Genomic DNA, 20,404 nt, shown 5'->3' with positions numbered 1-20,404 from the left:
GATAGGCCTAACCTCAAATTAACAAAGTTAAATACTTAATTATGTAAAAAACAACGCCGATGGTCGTGTTTTTTGTACCTTTGCACGCTCAAAAGATGGGAGGAATCACTCCTTAACAGTTAAATGCTTTTTAGATGTCAAAAACAGCTAACATTGATGAATTACAAAACAAAAAAATAAGTAAACTTCTTTGGCAGTACGCATTGCCGGCCATAGTAGGAACTATGGTGAATGCCTTGTATAACATTATAGACCGTATTTACATTGGACACGGTCCTAATCTGGGAGACCATGCCATTGGCGGACTTGGTATTGTTTTGCCGATAATGAATCTTACCGCCGCCGTGGGTATGCTTGTAGGTGCAGGTTCAGCCAGCCGTATTTCAATATGCTTGGGTAGCGGAGATAAAGAAACCGCAGAAAAGATAATAGGAAATTCGTTCCTTATGACTCTTTTATTCACAGGAGTACTTGTTACTACGTTATTTATTTTTCTCGATCCTATATTATTAAGAATTGGAGCCACAAAAGAAACGTTTCCGTATGCGAAAGAATTCTTACTTTATTACCTGCCCGGCAATATATTTCTGACCATGTGCTTCAATTTCAACAGCATGATGCGCGCTTCGGGCTATCCTCAGAAGGCAATGTATACAATGCTGATCGGCGTTATAGCCAACATTATAATAGCTCCAATTTTTATTTTCTGGTTCGAATGGGGAATAAAAGGAGCTGCGATAGCGACTATCATTTCAATGTTTATCGGGTTATGTTTTGTCATGTACCACTTCATGAACAAAAACAGCATGTTGCGTCTGCGCAGAAAGCATATTGGCTTAAACAAAAAAATAGTATGGGCGGTGGCAAGCATCGGTATGTCTCCGTTTTTCATACAAGTTGCAGCGTCTATCGTCGTATTCTTCATCAACAATAATCTGAAAACCTACGGGGGAAACATTGCTATCGAAGCTTATGCCATAGCAAATACCCTGATAATGATCATTGTAATGATTATGGTCGGGCTTACTCAGGGAATGCAGCCTATTGTAGGATACAATTATGGAGCCAAAAGAATACAGAGAGTTAAAGAAACCTTGTTTTATACAATAAAAGTCGGCGTGGCTATTGGCTGCATAGGTTTAGCTATAGGCGTGTTGTTGCCGGACATGATAGTTAAACCGTTCAATCCTTCGCCGCCTTTAGCTGCCGAAACAGCAAAAGCCTTACGTATTGTAACGATTATGCTACCACTAGTCGGATTCCAGATTGTGGTTACAAACTTTTTCCAATGTATAGGTATGGCAGGAAAATCAATTCTATTAAGCCTTACCCGCCAGTTCCTATTATTATTACCAGCCTTGTTTATATTACCGCAGTTTTTCGGAGTAAACGGAGTATGGTATTCATTGCCAACAGCTGACTTTTCGGCAACTTTACTGACCGCAGCTTTGTTTATATGGCAGATAAATAAATTTAAGAAAATAGAATCCGCAGAGAGATTATAATATGATAGATCATTTGAACAAACAAAATATATTAGATCATTTCTCCATAACGGAGATTGACTTGCTTAAAGTAATAAACGAAGCTCTAGGTAAAGGTGCTGACTATGCCGACATATTTTTTGAGCACACTTTCAGCAATAGCATATCACTCCGTGATGGAGAAGTAAATCGTGCGGCCTCGAATATAGATTTTGGGGTAGGAATACGAGTTGTTTCGGGAGATCAGACAGGGTATGCTTATGTAGAGAACACCGAAATAACAGAACTACTGAAAGCGGCAAAAACAGCCGCAGGAATAGCCTCTATTCCGTCAAAAGGAATAACTCCGATAGAGATAAAAGAGAAACATTTCAGAAACCACTATAAAATAGAAAGACCGTGGCTTGACATTTCTGTTGCAGACAAAAAATCATTTGTTCAAAAATTGAATGACAGAATTTTCGAGTTAGACGCTCGGGTCATCAAAGCTTCGGTCAGCCTAAACGATTCCACATCTTATATTTTCTTCTTTAACTCAGAGGGTATCCTTACCTGGGATTATCGCCCAATGAGTCTTATGTCAGGTTCGTGTACAATGGAACAGGGCGGCAAGATAGAAAACGGATATGCTTCACGTGCCTACCGAAAAGGTTTTGAGTATTTAAACAATGATCTGATAGAGACTTTAGCAAAAGAAGCCGTTGCACAAACCTCTCTGATGTTTGAAGCCATAAAACCCAAAGGCGGTGAGATGCCTGTAGTGATGGGTGCAGGAAGTTCGGGAATCTTATTGCATGAAGCGATAGGCCATACATTCGAGGCGGATTTTAACAGAAAGAATATCTCCATATTTTCCGATCAGCTTGGAAAACAAATCTGTTCACCAGACATAAATGTTGTGGATGACGGCACCATAGACAATGCCCGAGGCACAATCAATTTTGATGATGAAGGAGTAGAAACTCAAAAAACGTATATTGTGAAAGATGGAGTTTTGGAAAGCTATCTTCACGACCGAATAAGTGCGAAGCATTACAATGTATCGCCAACAGGAAACGGAAGGCGACAATCGTTCCGCTATGCTCCCCTACCCCGTATGCGGGTAACATATATGGAAAACGGAAGCGTTCCCGAAACTGACATTATAGCATCAGTTAAACAAGGCGTATATGTAGATAATTTCACCAATGGACAGGTACAAATCGGAGCAGGAGATTTCACCTTTTTCGTAAAAACAGGTTATCTGATTGAGAACGGTAAACTTACTCAACCGATAAAAGATATAAACATCATTGGCAACGGAGCCAAAGTCCTCACCGACATTACAATGGTGGGCAATAATCTGAAGATAGATGAAGGCACATGGACTTGTGGAAAAGACGGACAGAGTGTACCTGTAGGACAAGGGCTACCTTCGATTTTAGTACGCAAGCTGACTGTAGGCGGAGAATAATATCAGAATTTTACAGCATAAAAAAACAGGATCGGTATTCACGAAGAAATCGATCCTGTCTTATTTTAAATATCAGCTACTGCAAATTACTCATTGATAATACTGAAAAGCTCTTCAGCCGCTTCACGTGGACCTTCTTTGCTTTTACCATCAATAGCCAGAGAAGTATGCATCTCTCCTATTTTTGCATCACTTTCGTCTAAAGCCAAGAAGAATTTACGTACAAGCTTTTCAGCTTTATCTCTTTCCTGCACAGGGCCAAAAGGATTTGCGAAATAAGACTTAACAAGCCCTTTCTCGGTTGTTGTTCCTTTTGCCTTTCTTGCTCCGTCTTCAAAAACCTCTATTGCTTTATCGACATCCTCAAAGAAACTGATCTTTGTTTCCGATTCGGCATAATTATTAGCATATAGCATATAGTCAATCGTATATCCTCTCGATATAACCTCATAAGTAGATATCGGAATGGTTACTCGTGCATTTATTCTATCCGGGTTAGTATAAATACCTCTATCCAGCTGAGCAAAAGCATAAGCAGGATCCAAGTCGTCGGTACGGACAAAGGCTCCTATCTCAGTTCCATATCCTTTTATCTGTCCGTCTGCTTCAAATTGCAAATATCCCATATCATCGAATATTACACGCATGTGACGTATATATTTTTCGTTGAGTGTGCGGAAAGCTTCAAGACTTTCAGATTTACCAGCTCCACTATCTCCCATTATGATAATATTTGCTTCTTTACCATTCTTCAGAGCAATGTTCACCATAGCCCCATGAATAGGCAGATTGCCTCTTTCCATTTGCTTGATATTATGCAGCGTAAGAAGCATCTTCTTCATATAACCAAAATAGTCGATATCATCGCAATAATTAGCATAACCGATCAATATATCATTCTTCTTATCCTTATGATAGAAAGTACGTTTTTCTTCATAGCCGTCAGGGTATCCGAATACGTAAATCAAATCAGGTTTCTTTCCTACATAATCATTGCCTTTAGCCAACTCGAACAAGTTAGCAAGACCTAAACCATGACACATAAAATCTTTATGGAAGTAAACAAAAGCTAACAAGTTACCAACTTTTGCAGGGTACAAAAACCACTCATCCTCATTCAGAATCAAATTAGCCAATGGATTTGTTTGATGTTCCTGAAAAATACCATCTCTGGTGTTCTTCTTCGTATATGAAATATAAGGAGGATTGATAACGACTGTTCCTATAAATGGTATAGATGCAAGCCCCTTATATTCAATCGGGCAATTCCATTGCATATCGTTAAGCATCAAGCCTGCATTCGCCCCTGCGATAGTCTGACGGTATACGCTATGACTGTATCCCATTACGGTTTCTTCTGTACGTCTGTAGATAGATAGTATCAACTCATTAAGAAGTTGGTTTGCTTGCACAAATCGCACATTTTGAAGACCATCACCCATGCGATTGTTGTGAACAACAGTAACCCTTTCCAGCCTTCTCCAATAGTTATACAGCATTTCTATAAGCTCTATAAACAAGCCTTTATCCTTAAAGAATGGAGCAAATTTATTATTTACTACCAAAAGCTCATCTATTTCACATACAGTCAAAAGCTTCATCACCTCTATCAAAGACAAGGTGAGCTCTTCATCAGTTTTGAAATCTTTAATAAAATAATCGTAAATAATCTGGTTATCTTTCTTTATTCTGAAAATAAAGGATTCAACCACCCGATGAAACGCATAACTACTTAAAATTTTCTGTCTGTTATCACAATACTTCAAAGAGAAATTGATGATAGCACGACCCCTGTTTAATGTAAATTCTTGCAGCATCTTTGTTATTAATTAGTTAATATATTAGTATCAAAATATTTTTACCCCTAAATCTTTTATCTTCTTTATTTTCTTTACGCTCTTTTTCCGAAACAATAATGCGGCAATACATATACCGATTGCCAGACAAAAGAGTAAAGAAGATGTCAATATAAAATTGTAAACCGTGTCATGCAATAAAAATGCTGTTTTTGCACTGGTCGTTCCCTCTTCATATATCCGTATACATCCCAGCATCGTCTTGTAGGCATACAAGCCCGGTATCATGGTTATACAAGCCGGCAATGTAAATACAACCGGAGGAGTATGTATCTTATGAGCACAGTAGATACCCAAAAGCCCTATCACAACAGTGCCACTTAACGTAGCTGAGATCAAGCCAAAGTCGAAATACAACAACGTAAAACGAATAGCATGACCAAGCCCTCCCAGCAAACCGGCAACGAACAATCCCTTCTTAGGCGTTTCGAACAATAGTGCAAAACCTATAGCAATAAAAAAACTAAGAAAAGCGTCTTTCAATATATCTATTAGCATAATCAAAAGTTATTTATTCCTATTATTGTCATACTAATAAACATCCCCACAGCGATACATAAAAGAATAAATCCGCCGAATGCTCCACGGGCAATACCTGTAGGGATATACCCTTCAAGCAAATCGATTATACTATTTATCAGAGGAACTCCCGGAATAAGGAATAATACAGAAGTAGCAATAGATGTTTGAGGCAAATAACCAAATCCAGATAAGATATTCAATCCTGATATGGTTGTTGTCACAAACGCTGAGCAGATTACAATAACCATCAGGTTAAACTTTCTCTTAATCATCTCCTGACGCACCGCAAGCCCCACGAATGAGGCTAAAAAAGCAAAAGCCCCATCTATTAAATTCCCTCCGGCCAGTAGGCATAACGATCCGCAAGCTATTCCAATAAACAGGCGAACAAGCCAAACAGAATAACGAGAGGTATCTTTCAATCTTTTTATACGCTGGTGCAACTCCTGCAAAGAAATCCGATCTTCGGCAAGTTCCCATGTCAGCAAACTGGTATTGGTGAGTATTCCAAAGTGTACCCCATGATGTATTATCTTTTTATTGGCCGTCACTATGTTTTCCTCATTATCCATATCGGTTACTGATACCGATACTGCAGTAAATGATATCAGCATTTCTACTTTATAGTTTGTTTTCTGTGCTATACGTTGTACATTCCTATTAATTCTTTCACAGTGGGCTCCCGATTCAAGCAACAGGGTACTGACCTCCAATATGATGTCTACAAATTCCTTCAGCGACAACTCTTTGTCTGAACGTGTGTTTTCTACATCTGCACATCGATCATCAACATGCGAATAATCAAGAACGTTTGCGCGCATTTCTTTCTAAACTTTTTACGATTAAACATAAATGTAAAAAGCTCTTTTGAACTTCTCAATGCTGCAATAAGAACACACCTGGATAATAACATCTCCTCCGACAAGAGGGATGAATGAAATTATTAGACATAACACTTTTATCGCGAAGCATTGTCAATCCGATTTAAGGCAGGTATCCTGGCTTTCACCATTTCTATTTTCCTTCCCATCTCTGCACGAAACAGTGGATTTTTAAATAGAAACTTTCGCGGTGATTACAGTTGCGCGACAGCTCAGGACTTTCACCTGATTCCCTATTCTCCTCAATATCTGAGGCACCTTAGCGGTTGAAGAATAATGATAAAGAACTTTCGGGAGGCAAAGGTATAGGAAAAAATAATAAATAGCACATCTTTTTTATTTTTTCCTATACAAAAAGATATAAAAGAAAACAAAAAGAGAAGAGTCTCAATCAATAAGCATTTTTGCATTAAATGTTTATTTTTATGCTTAAAAACATATAACTTTGTCACAGGTTTTGGTGTCATTTACTATATCCATAGAAAATGATGAAAAGGGAATCAGGTGAAAATCCTGGACAGACCCGCTGCTGTAAGCTCCTCCAAAGACTTTGAACAATACTCTATCCACTGTTCTTACACTGAATGGGAAGGATGCTCAAAGATAAAGTAAGTCAGAAGACCTGCCAAGACCATATAGATTGAAGCTTTCGAGGAATAAAGCTGAAGATTTAGGATGGGATTTTTTCAAATAGAAAAAGCCTTCTCTATTTTATTTTTATTCTGTTACATTTATTTAAATACGTCTGTATTTATTTCTTATTCTATTCCACGTAAGCTCTGAAAATTGAGTACTTAGAAATTTATTTTATAATCAAATGGAAGCATATAAAAACTTTAAAGGCACACGGTGGCAAGAGGAAATCAATGTAAATGATTTTATACTCCAAAACTATAAAGAATACACAGGAGACGAATCTTTTCTACAAAACCCTACTGAAGCAACAATCAAGCTATGGGAAAAGTTAAGCACAATGTTTATTGAAGAAAAAGAGAAAGGCATATATGATGCCGAGACTCGAATACCTTCTCAAATTGATGCTTATGGACCCGGATATATAGACCAAGAGCTGGAAAAAATTGTAGGGGTTCAAACAGACAAACCGCTAAAAAGAGCAATATTCCCTAACGGAGGTCTCCGTATGGTGAAACAGAGTTTGGCCGAATATGGTTATAAACTCGACAAAGGGACAGAAGAAATATTCTCAAAATACAGACGCACACACAACGAAGGTGTATTCGCTGCTTATACCGACAGCATACGCAGAGCCAGAAGCAATGGATTGTTAACGGGCCTACCCGATGCTTACGGACGTGGACGTATTATCGGCGATTATCGCAGAGTAGCTCTTTACGGTGTAGATCGATTAATCTCGGAACGAGAAAAACGTTTCCAAGAATGTGACCCAATTGTGATGACAGACGATCTGATTCGTCTTCGTGAAGAGCTAAATTCGCAAATAGAAGCATTACTAGCCTTGAAACGTATGGCTGCTTCGTACGGGTTTGACATTTCTCAACCGGCGAATACAGCCCAAGAAGCTATCCAATGGACATACTTTGGATACCTGGGTGCTATTAAAGACCAAAACGGTGCAGCGATGAGCCTCGGACGTGTAACTACTTTCCTCGATATATATATTGAAAGAGATTTACAAGCAGGCTTAATAAGCGAGGTAGACGCACAAGAGCTTATTGATCATTTTGTAATGAAGTTGCGCATAGTCCGTTATCTTCGCACAAATGAATATAATGAACTATTTTCGGGAGATCCGGTATGGGTAACCGAATCGATCGGAGGTATGACAAATAACGGAAAGTCGATGGTTACGAAAAATAGCTACCGTATGCTTCATACACTATACAACCTAGGGCCTGCACCCGAACCTAATCTAACAATATTATGGAGCGACCGTTTACCTGAAAGCTGGAAGCATTATTGCGCCAAGGTTTCTATCGATACTTCATCACTTCAGTACGAGAATGACGACCTGATGCGCCCTCAACTAGGCGATGATTACGGTATCGCATGCTGTGTATCGCCCATGCGAATAGGACACCAGATGCAATTCTTCGGAGCTAGAGCAAACCTACCAAAGGCTCTACTATATACAATCAACGGAGGTAAAGACGAAATAACCAAAGCTCAAGTATTACCAAAACATTGGGTAGAAAAGGTATCAGGAGAGTATCTTGACTTTGAAGAAGTTTGGGAGAAATTTGACCGCACCTTGGATTGGGTTGCCGAAACTTACGTAAAGGCATTAAATATCATCCATTATATGCACGATAAATATTCATACGAAGCTTTAGAAATGGCTTTGCATGATGTTGATATCGTTCGGACACAAGCATTCGGCGTTTCGGGTTTGTCCATTATCGCTGACTCTTTTGCTGCCATCAAGTACGGAAAAGTACGCATCGTAAGAAATGAAGAAGGTGACGCAGTCGACTATATTATAGAGAAAGATTACGTTCCGTTTGGAAACAACGACGACAAGACCGACAGGTTTGCTGTGGAAATAGTAGAAAAGTTCATGAGCAAAATCCGTAAACGTAAGATGTATAAAGATGCGATACCTACACAGTCGGTATTGACCATCACTTCAAATGTTGTTTACGGAAAGAAAACAGGAAACACCCCTGACGGACGACGTGGAGGAACACCTTTTGCTCCGGGAGCCAACCCTATGCATGGGCGTGATACCAGAGGAGCTGTAGCATCACTTTCATCTGTAGCGAAGCTTCCGTTTGCTCATGCAAATGACGGTATTTCATATACTTTCGCTATCACACCAAACACATTGGGTAAAAACAGAAAAGAAGAAGCTCAAAACCTCAGCGGACTTCTTGATGGCTACTTCTTACAAACAGGTCACCATCTCAACGTTAATGTATTTGACAGGAATCTACTTATCGACGCGATGGAACATCCTGAAAAATATCCTCAGTTGACAATACGTGTATCAGGTTATGCTGTTAATTTCGTAAAACTTACAAAAGAGCAGCAATTGGATGTTATAAACAGAACAATTACTACATCATTCTGATACTCCGTTAATAAATAAAAAGTTGCTCCAAAACAAAAAAAACACTTTTGGGGCAACTTCACTTAGCTGGAAGAAAATAAATAATGAAAGGTTTAATTCATTCTTTCGAATCTTTTGGAACTAAAGACGGCCCGGGTATAAGATTTGTATTTTTTATGCAAGGCTGCCCTCTTCGTTGCCTCTATTGCCATAACCCAGACACATGGAATATGAACGATAAGAAGTACGAACTAGCTCCGGAAGAGGCTTTTGAAGAAGTAAAGAAGGTAAAAAACTTCATACGCAATGGGGGCATAACCATTTCGGGAGGAGAACCCCTGCTACAACCCCAGTTTATTATTGAACTATTCAAGATGTGTAAAAATGAAGGTTTACATACAGCTATAGACACATCAGGATATATATTAAATGATAAGGTAAAAGAGGTTTTAGAGTACACAGATCTTGTACTGCTAGACATTAAACAAATCAACCCTGATAAATATAAAAACCTCACAGCAAAACCACTGGAGCCAACACTTCGCTTCATGCAGTACCTCACAGAAATTGAAAAACCTGCATGGCTAAGATATGTGCTCGTTCCGGGCTTCACCGACGATGAAAAAGACCTAAATGACTGGGCAAAACAAGTTTCTGTATATAAAAATGTACAGCGAGTAGATATTCTACCTTTTCATCAAATGGGGTTGCATAAATGGGAGCAATTAGGTGAAGACTACAAGCTTAAAGACATTGAACCTCCCGAACAGTCGGAAATAGAGAAGGCTGAAAATATTTTCCGAAGTTATGGACTTAAGGTCTGATATATAGATTATTCATAAAACATTTTTCATTACAAAAACAAAAAAAGATCATCAATAAGAATATAAAATTTTATTTTTAGAAAACTTTTCAACAATAATAAAATTACAACAAACTCATAAGAAGCTAATTAACAACAAACAGAGAAAATTTAAATCAGAAAATACTTAAATAAAATATCCAATCAAGTCTTTTATTAAGTAAAATCATATAACTTTGTTAACATATACGGTTCCGAATATAATCGGATGAAAAGGGAATCAGGTGAAAGACCTGAACTATCCCCGTAGCTGTAAATTTCAGAAAGGTAGTTGGACTCTCACACCACTGTCAACGAATACTGATGGGAAGGTTACCAACTGCGAAATAAGTCAGAAGACCTGCCGTATATACATTCTAGCTTTCGGGAGAAAAGCAGCAGAATTATACAACATATTAACTCCAAATAAGTCTGTGTACTTCCCTGCTCCTGTCAGTTATATTTTAATTGATACAATAAAAGTATAAACGATAACGAATATGATTCAGACAGTTGTAAAAAGAGACGGACGTATCGTCGGTTTTAATGAGGAAAAAATCATGGCGGCAGTTCGCAAAGCCATGCTACACACCGAACAAGGAGAAGATTCCACTTTAATCAGACGCATTACAGACTATGTATCCTGTCAGGGAAATGAGCAGATGACAGTGGAGCAAATACAAGACATGGTAGAAATGGAGTTGATGAAAAGCCCGCGCAAAGAGGTGGCAAAAAAATACATCGCCTATCGTGACAAACGCAGCATTGCTCGCAAAGCAAAAACGCGAGACATGTTTCTGGAAATTATAGATACTAAATCGAACGATATCACGCGCGAAAATGCAAACATGAATGCCGATACTCCTGCCGGTATGATGATGAAGTTTGCTAGCGAAACCACCAAACCATTTGTGGATGATTATTTATTATTACCGGAGGTAAAAGAAGCTGTTCGTCTCAACTATCTGCATATACACGACAAAGATTACTATCCAACCAAAAGCCTTACTTGCGTACAACATCCTTTAGATAAAATATTACAAAACGGTTTTTTTGCAGGACATGGAGAATCTCGTCCCGCAAAACGCATCGAGACAGCCAGTATGCTAGGTTGCATCTCTCTGGAAACAGCACAAAATGAGATGCATGGAGGACAGGCTATTCCTGCTTTCGATTTTTATTTAGCTCCATTTGTACGTAAGAGTTTTATTGAAGAAATAAAAGTTCTCGAACAAGCTACAGGAATAGAATACAAACATTTGTACGAAACTGAAATAGAAGATTATATCCCTTGTTCCGTCAAAGATTTAGCAGGAGACAAACGAATTATACAGCATGCTATAAACAGAACAGTGAGCAGAGTTCACCAATCGATGGAGGCCTTTATTCACAACATGAACACAATCCATTCTCGTGGAGGAAATCAGGTCGTATTCAGTTCGGTCAATTACGGAACGGACACCTCCGCTGAAGGGCGCTGTATTATTCGCGAATTACTCCACAGCACATACGAGGGTGTAGGAAGTGGCGTAACTGCTATTTTCCCTATACAAATATGGAAAAAGAAACGAGGCGTAAACTATTTGCCGGATGACAAAAACTATGACCTTTATATATTAGCAAGCAAGGTAAGTGCCCGCCGTTTCTTCCCTAACTTCTTGAATCTGGATGCGACATTCAACCAACATGAAGACTGGAAAGCAGACGATCCTCGCCGATTTGAACACGAAGTAGCTACAATGGGTTGTCGGACACGGGTATTCGAAAATCGTTTTGGAAAGAAAACTTCTATTGGACGGGGAAATCTCTCTTTCTCCACTATCAATCTTGTACGCATTGCCTTAGAATGCAGAAATATAGAAAATGAAAATGAAAGAATAGATTGCTTCTACAGCAAACTAAACCAGATACTCGACTTAACAGGATTACAATTGCATCGTCGTTTCGAATTTCAGAAAACTGCCGCTCCCAAACAATTTCCATTACTAATGTCTGTATTATGGGAAGGATGCGAGCAAGTAAAAGATGAGAACACGATAGAGAAGGTTATTAATCAGGGCACATTGGGCATTGGTTTTATAGGACTTGCCGAAGCTCTTGTTGCACTTGTAGGTAAGCATCATGGAGAAGATGAGCAAGCTCAAAAACTCGGATTGGAGATAGTAACTTATATGAAAGATCGGGTAAATGAATTCTCAGAAAAATATCAGCATAATTACAGTGTACTTGCAACTCCTGCCGAAGGTCTGGCCGGACGCTTTACCCGTCGTGATAAAAAAGACTTTGGGCTAATCAAGGGCATCACCGATCGTGAATATTACACCAATTCCAATCACGTACCCGTATATTACCAATGCAGTGCACATCAGAAAGCAAAGACAGAGGCTCCCTATCATGACCTAACTCGAGGAGGACATATCTTTTATGTAGAGATAGACGGTGATGCCACACACAACCCCGATGCTATATTGACAGTAGTAGATATGATGGATAAATATAATATGGGGTATGCATCAGTCAATCACAACCGCAACCGTTGTTTGAAATGTGGCTATGAAAATTCGGATACAAAGCTCACCCGATGCCCAAAATGCGGTAGCGACGAAATAGATCGCCTGCAACGCATAACAGGTTATCTGGTAGGGACAACAGACCGATGGAACAGCGCAAAACTGGCAGAGTTAAACGACCGCATTATTCATGAATAAGCTATCAATACTAAATATTATACATGACACCACCGTAGATGGTCCCGGATTCAGAACGGCCATCTACGCTGCGGGTTGTGCACACAGATGTTCGGGATGCCACAATACCCAATCGTGGGATATAGAAAATGGCACACCACACACCATCGAGCAGCTATTAGAGATAATAAAAGAAGATGAATTCGCAAACGTTACCTTTTCGGGTGGGGATCCCTTGTTTCAAGTAGAAGGTTTCACACAGCTTGCACAACGAATAAAAGCAGAAACAGACAAAAACATCTGGTGCTATACCGGATTTTTGTATGAAAACATTCTAAAATCAGAGAGGCTTTCTCAAATTCTTCCTTTTATCGATTTTTTGGTAGACGGCAGATATATTGAAACACTGCGAAGCGAAGAGCTACGATTCAGAGGCAGCAGCAATCAAAGAATCATAAATGTGCAAACTTTGGATGAATACGGGGATTCACCTCAACGATAAAAGCTTTCAAAAAAAAGTGATAAAATAACACATTCTTGAATAAAATCCATATCAATTTTCAAATAAATATAATAAATTTATGCGATAAAAAAAGATTTACTAAAACTTAGATTAAAGTTAACCACTAAACATATCTCAATCTCAATAAATGTGAGTCTATGATGAATAAAGAGGTTGTAAACAACTTGGTGTATAGAATCAAATCTGCACTTCCCGAAAATGTCAAAATAGCCCATTACCTGATGGATTTGTTATCGTTAGGCCGAGAAGCTGTATATCGCAGACTAAGAGGAGAGATAACATTCAATCTGGATGAACTCATACTAATATCCAAAGACTTGGACATATCTTTAGATAGTATTGTAAATCCTGAAAAAATGGAAAAATATGGCATTTTGTTTGAAACAAAAATGCTGATAAAAGATACTTCTTTAAAACATCTTATGGAGAACCTCAAACAGACATTAAATGGACATGTCGAATTGTGTAAACTCGCAAATAGACACCCTGAAGCCAAAATGTCTATCGCAACAAATACGATGCCCTATCAGTTTTTTCTCAATTATAGAAATCTGGCGAGAATTCCATCTTACAAATGGTTGTATCAAACTCAACCAGTTGAAAATATGATGTCCTTTAGTGACTATAAGGTATCGGATGAAATAATCAAGCTTGCTCATGAATTTGTAAAAGAATACAATACCATTGACTCTGATTTTATATTTGATCCCAACACCTTTAATTCTATAGTTGAAGACATTGTTTTTCTTTACAAATTAAATTTAATAACTAACGAAGAGGTCAACTTATTGAAAGAAGAATTTTTGAACTTGATTGACGACCTCGAAATAAAAACTGCTTCGGGTAAATTTAGCCCAACCTCAAAAATATCGGTTTATATATCTAATATTAGCATAGATACAACTTACACATTTCTAGAATGGGATAATAATCAGGTTACACATTTCCGCATATATGGCCTTTGCAGTATAAACACTGAAGATCCGACTATATGTAAAGTACATAAAACTTGGATTAATTCATTAAAACGATACTCTACATTAATAACACGCAGTGCGGATTTAGTTCGAATCGAATATTTTAACAAGCAAAGAGAATTTATAATGCAAAAATTATAACTATTTCCTATACCGCATTTTCAATAACAGGCACGGTTAAACTTTTTCCTTAATTTGTGCTGACATACCTTATCACACTTTATAGAAAAACACGAATAAAGACACAGAATAAACACTGTTGTCGAATCAGCCTATTGTCTAATACAGATTAATATTTCACTTTTACACTTCGTTTTTTCAATCTTATCATATAAACTGTTTCCACCCATAACTGTCTAAAAAATAGGACAAACGATATTCATTCGTTATATCGAATACAGAAAAGTTTAGACTTAAGGGCTCTACAAATATACTTATGCAAGGCCATGGGCTGAACAATAAACTCTCTAATATTAAGTCCATAAAAGAGCTTTTTCTTTTATAAAAAGTATATCTACGAAGTAGAAAATATAATATATGCAACAAAACAATAAAGCTATAAAAAGACTAGTTACATTAATAAAATTGGCAATTCCTGACAATGTCAAGATTTTATATTACTTAATGAATTTGCTTTCCTTGGGAAGAGAAGCTGTATATCGCAGATTGAGAGGAGAAGTAATGTTCAATATGGATGAACTCATTAAAATATCTAACGACCTAAACATTTCATTGGATGACATTATCAATCATCAGAAAAAAGACGCCAAGAATGCATCTTTTGAAACAAAGATGATTATAAGTGATAACCTTGAAAATACACTCAAAAAAGTTGCAGAATCATATATAGAACTTCATAAAGTAGCACGGCAGTCAACAAATGCAAAACTTATCATTGCCTCCAACATGATCCCTTTTCAGCTTTTTCTGGAATATAAAACTTTAGCGAAAGTCGCATCTTACAAATGGCTATACCAAACAAAAGCAATAGAACATAAACTGCCTTTTTCGGAGTATAAAATTTCGGATGAAATTGCGAACCTGGTTCATGAATTTATAAAAGAGAGTAAGACTATTGATACTGAATATATCTTCGACTGCAATACTTTTACTTCATACATTAAGGATATAGTTTTCTTCTCCAAGCTTAAATTGATAACAAAACCGGAAGTCATACTACTAAAAAAAGACCTCCTCGACTTAATAAACAATCTCGAAACAAAAGCTGCGAAAGGCAGTTTGGGTACATCATCAAAGATATCTGTTTATATCTCGAGCATCAATATAGAATCTTCTTGTTCTTTAATCAAGTCAGACAATAGTCAAATAGCTCATTTTAGAATTTATGGGATAGGTGGTATTACGAGCTTCGACTCCCATCTACTGGAAGTTCATCAAATCTGGATTGAATCGATGAAACGATATTCTATTCTTATAACGGGAAGTGCCGATCTAATAAGAAAAGAATATTTTAATGAACAAAGAAAAGCAGTCGAAATAATGTTGGGAGAGGATACAACTTCTGACGATTAAAAATTTAACAACTACAAGTTTACCTGCAATTCAATGTATATTCATTTTTTTTCACGTCAATACATCGAATATCCTCCCTAACCTTATAAACAAGCTCTAAAATAGATACATTATTAACAGCGATGTCGATATAGCTTATTGTTTACACAAAATAAATCTCTCAATTTTGTCAAAAATTCCCGAACAGACAAACAGCATGAAGGTAATATAAAGATATAAGATAAAAATATCGTAGCACATATATCTAAGACATATCATCAAGACGAATTACTCTATCACCCTAATTATAAATAAGTTCTGCATTTGTAACTATCGTTACGTGAGGTATTATTTATGCTGTCCTGTTTTTTACAAAACAAAATATGATTGTAGCACAAATTAATAGAAATAAACTAAAAGAGAACTTATGAATCGAAACAAATCAGTAACAACATTTCTCGTTTTTATAATGTTGTTCTTGCCCTTATCTACACTACAAGCGCAAGTCTCAATCGGCTCGGGTGAAGAGCCGATATCCGGATCTATCTTACAACTAAAAGAGAAAGATGCGGTGACCGATGCCAGCTCTAATGCGCATAGGGGTTTAGCCTTACCACGAGTAACCTTATCAGAAAAAAAAGCTCTTTATCCCATGTTCTTGGCAGACCCGGATGATCCGGCTTCGGGACCGAATAGTGCCTATAGCGGAGTAGCCAATAAGGAGGCTTTAGATAAGGCTCATACGGGCTTGATCGTTTACAACCTGACAGAGAATGATGATAAAGAATTATGCTTAGGTTTAAATCAGTGGGATGGAGAGCAATGGAATTGTTTCCAATACGCTTTAGGAAAAGCTGTTGTTGAAATTTCATGCCCCGATGTATCAATAATGGGATCTTATGTAGAGAGTACCGCATTAACAAGCGAAAATAAAATAAAACTAATTATAGATGTAAAGAAGCCCGGGGCATGGACTGCAAGTGCTTCTATCAACGGATCTTCAAATGGTTACTCTTTTTATGCAAGTGGTGTATTCCTTGAAAAGGGACAATATGTAATTTATCTCGATGGACAAGGCATGCCTGTTAGCCCACAGAATGATAACTTTACGATTAAGATCAATGAAAGCAACATCTGTTCGACTACAGTTAAAGTACAATCTAAAATAGGAGGATACGACTTGCTATGCAGCTCTACTACCGTAATAGGAAAATATCTGAAAGGGATAGAATTAGATGGGACCAATACGATTACAATAAGAGTTAATGTCTCTAAATTAGGATCTTATCTCATTGAGACAAATGAATCAAAAGGAATAAAGTTCTTTCGATCCGGAGACTTTACAACTCTGGGTGTAAATACAGTCACGCTATATGGCACAGGAACACCAACTGTAAATGAAGACATCGCACTAACTTTAACCGCAAATACAAATTCTGGAAATGCAACATGCAATGTAACTATACCAGTGACATTACCTAAAATGACCTATGCCATAATTGGGAGTGGAGACTATAGTTGGAATACATCCCTAAGATTAGCTGCATTAACTAACTCAAACAAGTCGTTTGGCCCGGACGGGATCGTTAAAATAAAAGAATTTTCGAGTTTATGGGTAACAACCAATGTCAATGATGCAGCAACAATGCTGAATAATGGATATAACAGTCAGTATCCTGATATAGTATTATACTTTGCTTATGGAGCATCACCTAATGATAATATTTCTAAAGCTTTAGCTAGCTACATCAACCGAGGTGGAGCTATAATCTATGGCTCTTCCGATAATACAGCCTCAGCCGTAAATGTATTAATGAATGGGATATTTGGGATAAGCCCGGCACAGAATCAAATATCAGGAACATATTCTAATGCTGATGGATATCAGGTTAACAACTATACTGATAATAAAGTTATCAATGGTCCATTCGGAAACACAGCCGGATTATATTGGGTTGAAGATTCCAGTTCATCGAACTCTATTGTTATGTCATCATTGCCAGATGGCTCTGTGCAAATATGTCCGGCATCAAACACCTGGTCTAAAATGAAACAAAGTCCAACGACATCCATTGTTTGGATGAATGATGCAAAAAACTTCATCTATTTCGGAGACAGTGTTGCTACGAGCAGTAACACTACAGCGGGAGACGTATGGTATCCGGCAAGATACACTTCTGACGGAGTGCCATTCTATTTTATACAACAATATGGCACACAAAATGGAGGAGCCACCCCACCTTGGGGGACTAATGCAAACTCTTTTTTAGAGTTAAACTCTGTCGCCTACCTAATAAAAAAGGTTGCAACAGAAGGAGGAATTAATCCTCACTAGATAAAAGACAACTCAAGGGGATTGGCTTAACTAGTTATTAAATTAAAGATAGCAATCTCTAGAGCTTTTGGGACTTTTCAATCTTAGGTAGGCTTTCCTAAGAAAGCCTGATTAACAAAGCTATGCGTAGGAAAGGGAGATCTCAGTATCTCCCTTTTTAATAAAAACCGGTTAGGAATAAATAAACAGGTAAAATTTATATTAAACATTTTATTGTCGAAAGAAGATTATATGCCAAACCTTAATAATTTTAGAAGTATTCATATCGGAAAGTTAATTCAAAAACGCATGTCGGAATGCAATGTGAATATTAACCGGGCATGTAATTTCCTGAAAGTATCAGAGGAAGACATTAAAGATATGTTTGATCGAAAGTCTTTAGAGAGTGAACTCTTATTGCATTGGAGTAAATTGTTGGAATATGATTTTTTTCGAATCTATAGTCAACATCTTATTCTTTATGCTCCGCAGGATATCAATAAAACAAATAGGGAAAAGAACACATCTCTACCTGTATTTAAGAAGAACATCTATACTCACGAAGTAATTATGTACCTACTAGAACTAATAGAAAGTGGGCGCAAAAACAAACGTGACGTACAGCAAGAATACAATATTCCTTCAACAACAATTAACCGCTGGATGAGAAAATATGGAAATAACACAAACAAACCGAATGGAGAGGAAGAAAAAACAAAAATTGAAAAACAAAGAGAATAGACCCTTATACCATAAGATATATGCCGACATGATTCGTGATAAGTATCCCGATAGGGAGGAGAACTGCATCAATTACTTAAATAAAAGGAATTGGACTGCTTTAGACGTAATACGGGTTAATATGATTTTATTCTCAAATAAACAAGGGCGCAAAGAAATACTTCTGGGACAACGTCACCGTGCTTACGACCAAGAAAGTATAAAGCAAATACTCCAAGACCAGAAAGAGAATATGCTAAACAACAAAGAACTAGCCACAAAATACAAACTTAGTCGCAATACTGTAGCCAAGTGGAAAAAACTGTTCGGAGAAGAAGTAAGCGAGTAGACAGCCATTCTTTTCTCAAACCGATTTCTTGACGTTTTAAACCTTATTTATTAATATTGCCTTGTTATTAATATCAACATGCTGCTAAAATGAAAATAAAAAAAATAACAGAGGATAAAGACCGGTTTATGAACCTGCTGCTATTGGGCGATGAACAGGAAAGCATGATCTACAGATATTTAGAAAGAGGAGAACTATTTGCTTTATACGACACTGATCTAAAAACCGTTTGTGCCGTTACCCAAGAAGACGAGAAAACTTTCGAAATCAAAAATATTGCAACTTACCAAAAAGAACAGCGGAAAGGATACGGGAGTTTAATGATGAGATACATAATTGACAACTACAAAGACAAATGTGACATATTATTGGTTGGCACAGGCGACGATCCTACTATATTGTCATTTTACAAAAAATTTGGCTTTGTATATTCACACACTGTAAAAAACTTTTTCATAGACAATTACGACCATCAAATATTTGAAAATGGCAAGCAACTAATAGACATGGTTTATCTAAAAAATGAAATGAAAAAATCCTGACAGATTTCTCTATCAGGATTGCTGTGCACCCTTAACAGTTCTACTCTCAAACCTGTATTTTGGAATTTGATCACTTTATTGCCTTTTATAACACAAAGGAGCAATATCCCGTAAGGTTTTTAGATAGTGGATAAATTCAAGAGTATCTTTATGCGTGCTAATTATAGCATCAGATTGAGACTGTATGAATAGAATGACATAGTTATATAAAAATTCATCCAATAGTTTAGCAAAGTCTTTAGGTGAGATATCTTCTTTAAAGAATGTATACATCGGTTCCAGATTTATATCCCCTCTTTCTAATTTTTCCATAAATATTTTTATTAGGCTTACTGCACTTTTGTAAGGGTTGCTATATTTGAGTTTGTATAATTCACAATTGCAAAGTAAAGGGCACAGCCTCTTATATCCTATCAATTGAGACAATAAGATATCAGAAACACAAATAATATATTAATATCCTAACTGTTAAAATATTATCTTCACAAATAAATTATTATTTGCTCTAAATGCTTATTTTTGCATATAAACAAATTCACAAATAGAAAGACATGGAAGAAACAAGCATAAAGAAGAGCAATCATGGTCCAAACGTTCGCCGTTGGAGAGAATGGCGAAACATTAATCAAGATGTTCTGGCAGAGCAAATAGGAGTATCACAAGCTACTCTTTCGAGCTATGAGAAAAAGGATAAGCTCGAACAGGATATTTTAGA

General features: G+C 37.2%; 17 protein-coding genes and 3 riboswitches. Of the genes, 13 read left to right on the top strand and 4 right to left on the bottom strand.

Going from position 1 to position 20,404, the window contains the following annotated elements; all coding sequences use genetic code 11:
* Positions 1–134 precede the first annotated feature (134 nt).
* Both PKC55_RS16105 and PKC55_RS16100 read left to right on the top strand, forming a co-directional pair.
* Entirely contained in the window at positions 135–1,505 is a 1,371-nt protein-coding gene (locus PKC55_RS16105) for an MATE family efflux transporter (RefSeq protein ID WP_291029632.1), read from the top strand.
* A 1-nt stretch (position 1,506) separates the two neighbouring features.
* Positions 1,507–2,937: a TldD/PmbA family protein gene (locus PKC55_RS16100; protein WP_324373576.1), complete on the top strand. Its 1,431-nt coding sequence runs from the start codon at positions 1,507–1,509 to the stop codon at positions 2,935–2,937.
* An 86-nt stretch (positions 2,938–3,023) separates the two neighbouring features.
* On the opposite strand, the gene PKC55_RS16095 is transcribed toward PKC55_RS16100, so the two are convergent.
* The 3 genes from PKC55_RS16095 to PKC55_RS16085 are packed head-to-tail and all read right to left on the bottom strand — an operon-like array spanning position 3,024 to position 6,136.
* On the bottom strand, positions 3,024–4,754 hold the full coding sequence (locus PKC55_RS16095; RefSeq protein ID WP_135105689.1) for a phosphoenolpyruvate carboxykinase: 1,731 nt from the start codon (positions 4,752–4,754) through the stop codon (positions 3,024–3,026).
* A 30-nt stretch (positions 4,755–4,784) separates the two neighbouring features.
* Complete coding sequence (locus tag PKC55_RS16090; RefSeq protein WP_291127768.1) at positions 4,785–5,291, bottom strand: threonine/serine exporter family protein; 507 nt, start codon at positions 5,289–5,291, stop codon at positions 4,785–4,787.
* A gap of 2 nt (positions 5,292–5,293) precedes the next feature.
* Positions 5,294–6,136 carry a threonine/serine exporter family protein gene (locus tag PKC55_RS16085; protein WP_291127765.1) on the bottom strand — a complete coding sequence of 281 codons (843 nt, stop codon included), beginning with the start codon at positions 6,134–6,136 and terminating at the stop codon, positions 5,294–5,296.
* Between the two features lie 150 nt (positions 6,137–6,286).
* A riboswitch (cobalamin riboswitch) is annotated at positions 6,287–6,471 on the bottom strand.
* Positions 6,472–6,637: 166 nt separating this feature from the next.
* A riboswitch (cobalamin riboswitch) is annotated at positions 6,638–6,840 on the top strand.
* Between the two features lie 173 nt (positions 6,841–7,013).
* Between PKC55_RS16085 and pflB the strand changes: the two genes are divergently transcribed.
* The 10 genes from pflB (at position 7,014) to PKC55_RS16035 (ending at position 19,689) form a co-directional block, all read left to right on the top strand.
* Complete coding sequence (pflB, locus tag PKC55_RS16080) at positions 7,014–9,245, top strand: formate C-acetyltransferase (protein WP_291127763.1); 2,232 nt, start codon at positions 7,014–7,016, stop codon at positions 9,243–9,245.
* Positions 9,246–9,328: 83 nt separating this feature from the next.
* On the top strand, positions 9,329–10,048 hold the full coding sequence (pflA, locus tag PKC55_RS16075) for a pyruvate formate-lyase-activating protein (RefSeq protein WP_291127760.1): 720 nt from the start codon (positions 9,329–9,331) through the stop codon (positions 10,046–10,048).
* Positions 10,049–10,258: 210 nt separating this feature from the next.
* Positions 10,259–10,448: riboswitch (cobalamin riboswitch) on the top strand.
* 117 nt (positions 10,449–10,565) lie between these two features.
* The gene (locus PKC55_RS16070; protein ID WP_324373575.1) at positions 10,566–12,773 is read left to right on the top strand and encodes an anaerobic ribonucleoside triphosphate reductase; all 2,208 of its coding nucleotides are present in this window, start codon (positions 10,566–10,568) and stop codon (positions 12,771–12,773) included.
* Positions 12,766–13,254 (top strand): anaerobic ribonucleoside-triphosphate reductase activating protein, encoded by a 489-nt coding sequence (gene nrdG, locus PKC55_RS16065; protein WP_291127754.1) that lies wholly within the window; start codon positions 12,766–12,768, stop codon positions 13,252–13,254. The genes PKC55_RS16070 and nrdG overlap by 8 nt, the downstream gene beginning before the upstream one ends.
* Before the next feature lie 158 nt (positions 13,255–13,412).
* Positions 13,413–14,393: a hypothetical protein gene (locus tag PKC55_RS16060; protein ID WP_291127752.1), complete on the top strand. Its 981-nt coding sequence runs from the start codon at positions 13,413–13,415 to the stop codon at positions 14,391–14,393.
* Positions 14,394–14,789: 396 nt separating this feature from the next.
* A complete protein-coding gene (locus PKC55_RS16055; protein ID WP_291127749.1) occupies positions 14,790–15,785 on the top strand; it encodes a hypothetical protein in 996 nt (331 codons plus the stop codon).
* Between the two features lie 406 nt (positions 15,786–16,191).
* A complete protein-coding gene (locus PKC55_RS16050) occupies positions 16,192–18,099 on the top strand; it encodes a hypothetical protein (protein ID WP_291127745.1) in 1,908 nt (635 codons plus the stop codon).
* A 288-nt stretch (positions 18,100–18,387) separates the two neighbouring features.
* Complete coding sequence (locus PKC55_RS16045) at positions 18,388–18,819, top strand: hypothetical protein (protein WP_291127742.1); 432 nt, start codon at positions 18,388–18,390, stop codon at positions 18,817–18,819.
* Entirely contained in the window at positions 18,776–19,147 is a 372-nt protein-coding gene (locus PKC55_RS16040; protein ID WP_291127739.1) for a hypothetical protein, read from the top strand. The genes PKC55_RS16045 and PKC55_RS16040 overlap by 44 nt, the downstream gene beginning before the upstream one ends.
* A gap of 89 nt (positions 19,148–19,236) precedes the next feature.
* A complete protein-coding gene (locus tag PKC55_RS16035) occupies positions 19,237–19,689 on the top strand; it encodes a GNAT family N-acetyltransferase (RefSeq protein ID WP_291127736.1) in 453 nt (150 codons plus the stop codon).
* A 75-nt stretch (positions 19,690–19,764) separates the two neighbouring features.
* On the opposite strand, the gene PKC55_RS16030 is transcribed toward PKC55_RS16035, so the two are convergent.
* Entirely contained in the window at positions 19,765–20,001 is a 237-nt protein-coding gene (locus PKC55_RS16030) for a hypothetical protein (RefSeq protein WP_291127733.1), read from the bottom strand.
* 239 nt (positions 20,002–20,240) lie between these two features.
* On the opposite strand from PKC55_RS16030, the gene PKC55_RS16025 reads away from it, so the two are divergent.
* A partial coding sequence (locus tag PKC55_RS16025; RefSeq protein ID WP_324373577.1) for a helix-turn-helix domain-containing protein occupies positions 20,241–20,404 on the top strand: 164 nt, incomplete at its 3' end.

It is taken from the genome of Dysgonomonas sp. (genome assembly GCF_035323175.1).
Lineage (GTDB): Bacteria > Bacteroidota > Bacteroidia > Bacteroidales > Dysgonomonadaceae > Dysgonomonas.
Note: the sequence above shows the minus strand (reverse complement) of the source record. Positions and strands in the feature narration are given on the sequence as shown.

Excerpts from the sequence above, each read along its gene's own strand:
- PKC55_RS16105 (WP_291029632.1), top strand. The coding sequence starts at position 135 with ATGTCAAAAACAGCTAACATTGATGAATTACAAAACAAAAAAATAAGT.
- PKC55_RS16100 (WP_324373576.1), top strand. The coding sequence starts at position 1,507 with ATGATAGATCATTTGAACAAACAAAATATATTAGATCATTTCTCCATA.
- PKC55_RS16095 (WP_135105689.1), bottom strand. The coding sequence starts at position 4,754 with ATGCTGCAAGAATTTACATTAAACAGGGGTCGTGCTATCATCAATTTC.
- PKC55_RS16090 (WP_291127768.1), bottom strand. The coding sequence starts at position 5,291 with ATGCTAATAGATATATTGAAAGACGCTTTTCTTAGTTTTTTTATTGCT.
- PKC55_RS16085 (WP_291127765.1), bottom strand. The coding sequence starts at position 6,136 with ATGCGCGCAAACGTTCTTGATTATTCGCATGTTGATGATCGATGTGCA.
- pflB (WP_291127763.1), top strand. The coding sequence starts at position 7,014 with ATGGAAGCATATAAAAACTTTAAAGGCACACGGTGGCAAGAGGAAATC.
- pflA (WP_291127760.1), top strand. The coding sequence starts at position 9,329 with ATGAAAGGTTTAATTCATTCTTTCGAATCTTTTGGAACTAAAGACGGC.
- PKC55_RS16070 (WP_324373575.1), top strand. The coding sequence starts at position 10,566 with ATGATTCAGACAGTTGTAAAAAGAGACGGACGTATCGTCGGTTTTAAT.
- nrdG (WP_291127754.1), top strand. The coding sequence starts at position 12,766 with ATGAATAAGCTATCAATACTAAATATTATACATGACACCACCGTAGAT.
- PKC55_RS16060 (WP_291127752.1), top strand. The coding sequence starts at position 13,413 with ATGATGAATAAAGAGGTTGTAAACAACTTGGTGTATAGAATCAAATCT.
- PKC55_RS16055 (WP_291127749.1), top strand. The coding sequence starts at position 14,790 with ATGCAACAAAACAATAAAGCTATAAAAAGACTAGTTACATTAATAAAA.
- PKC55_RS16050 (WP_291127745.1), top strand. The coding sequence starts at position 16,192 with ATGAATCGAAACAAATCAGTAACAACATTTCTCGTTTTTATAATGTTG.
- PKC55_RS16045 (WP_291127742.1), top strand. The coding sequence starts at position 18,388 with ATGTCGGAATGCAATGTGAATATTAACCGGGCATGTAATTTCCTGAAA.
- PKC55_RS16040 (WP_291127739.1), top strand. The coding sequence starts at position 18,776 with ATGGAGAGGAAGAAAAAACAAAAATTGAAAAACAAAGAGAATAGACCC.
- PKC55_RS16035 (WP_291127736.1), top strand. The coding sequence starts at position 19,237 with ATGAAAATAAAAAAAATAACAGAGGATAAAGACCGGTTTATGAACCTG.
- PKC55_RS16030 (WP_291127733.1), bottom strand. The coding sequence starts at position 20,001 with ATGGAAAAATTAGAAAGAGGGGATATAAATCTGGAACCGATGTATACA.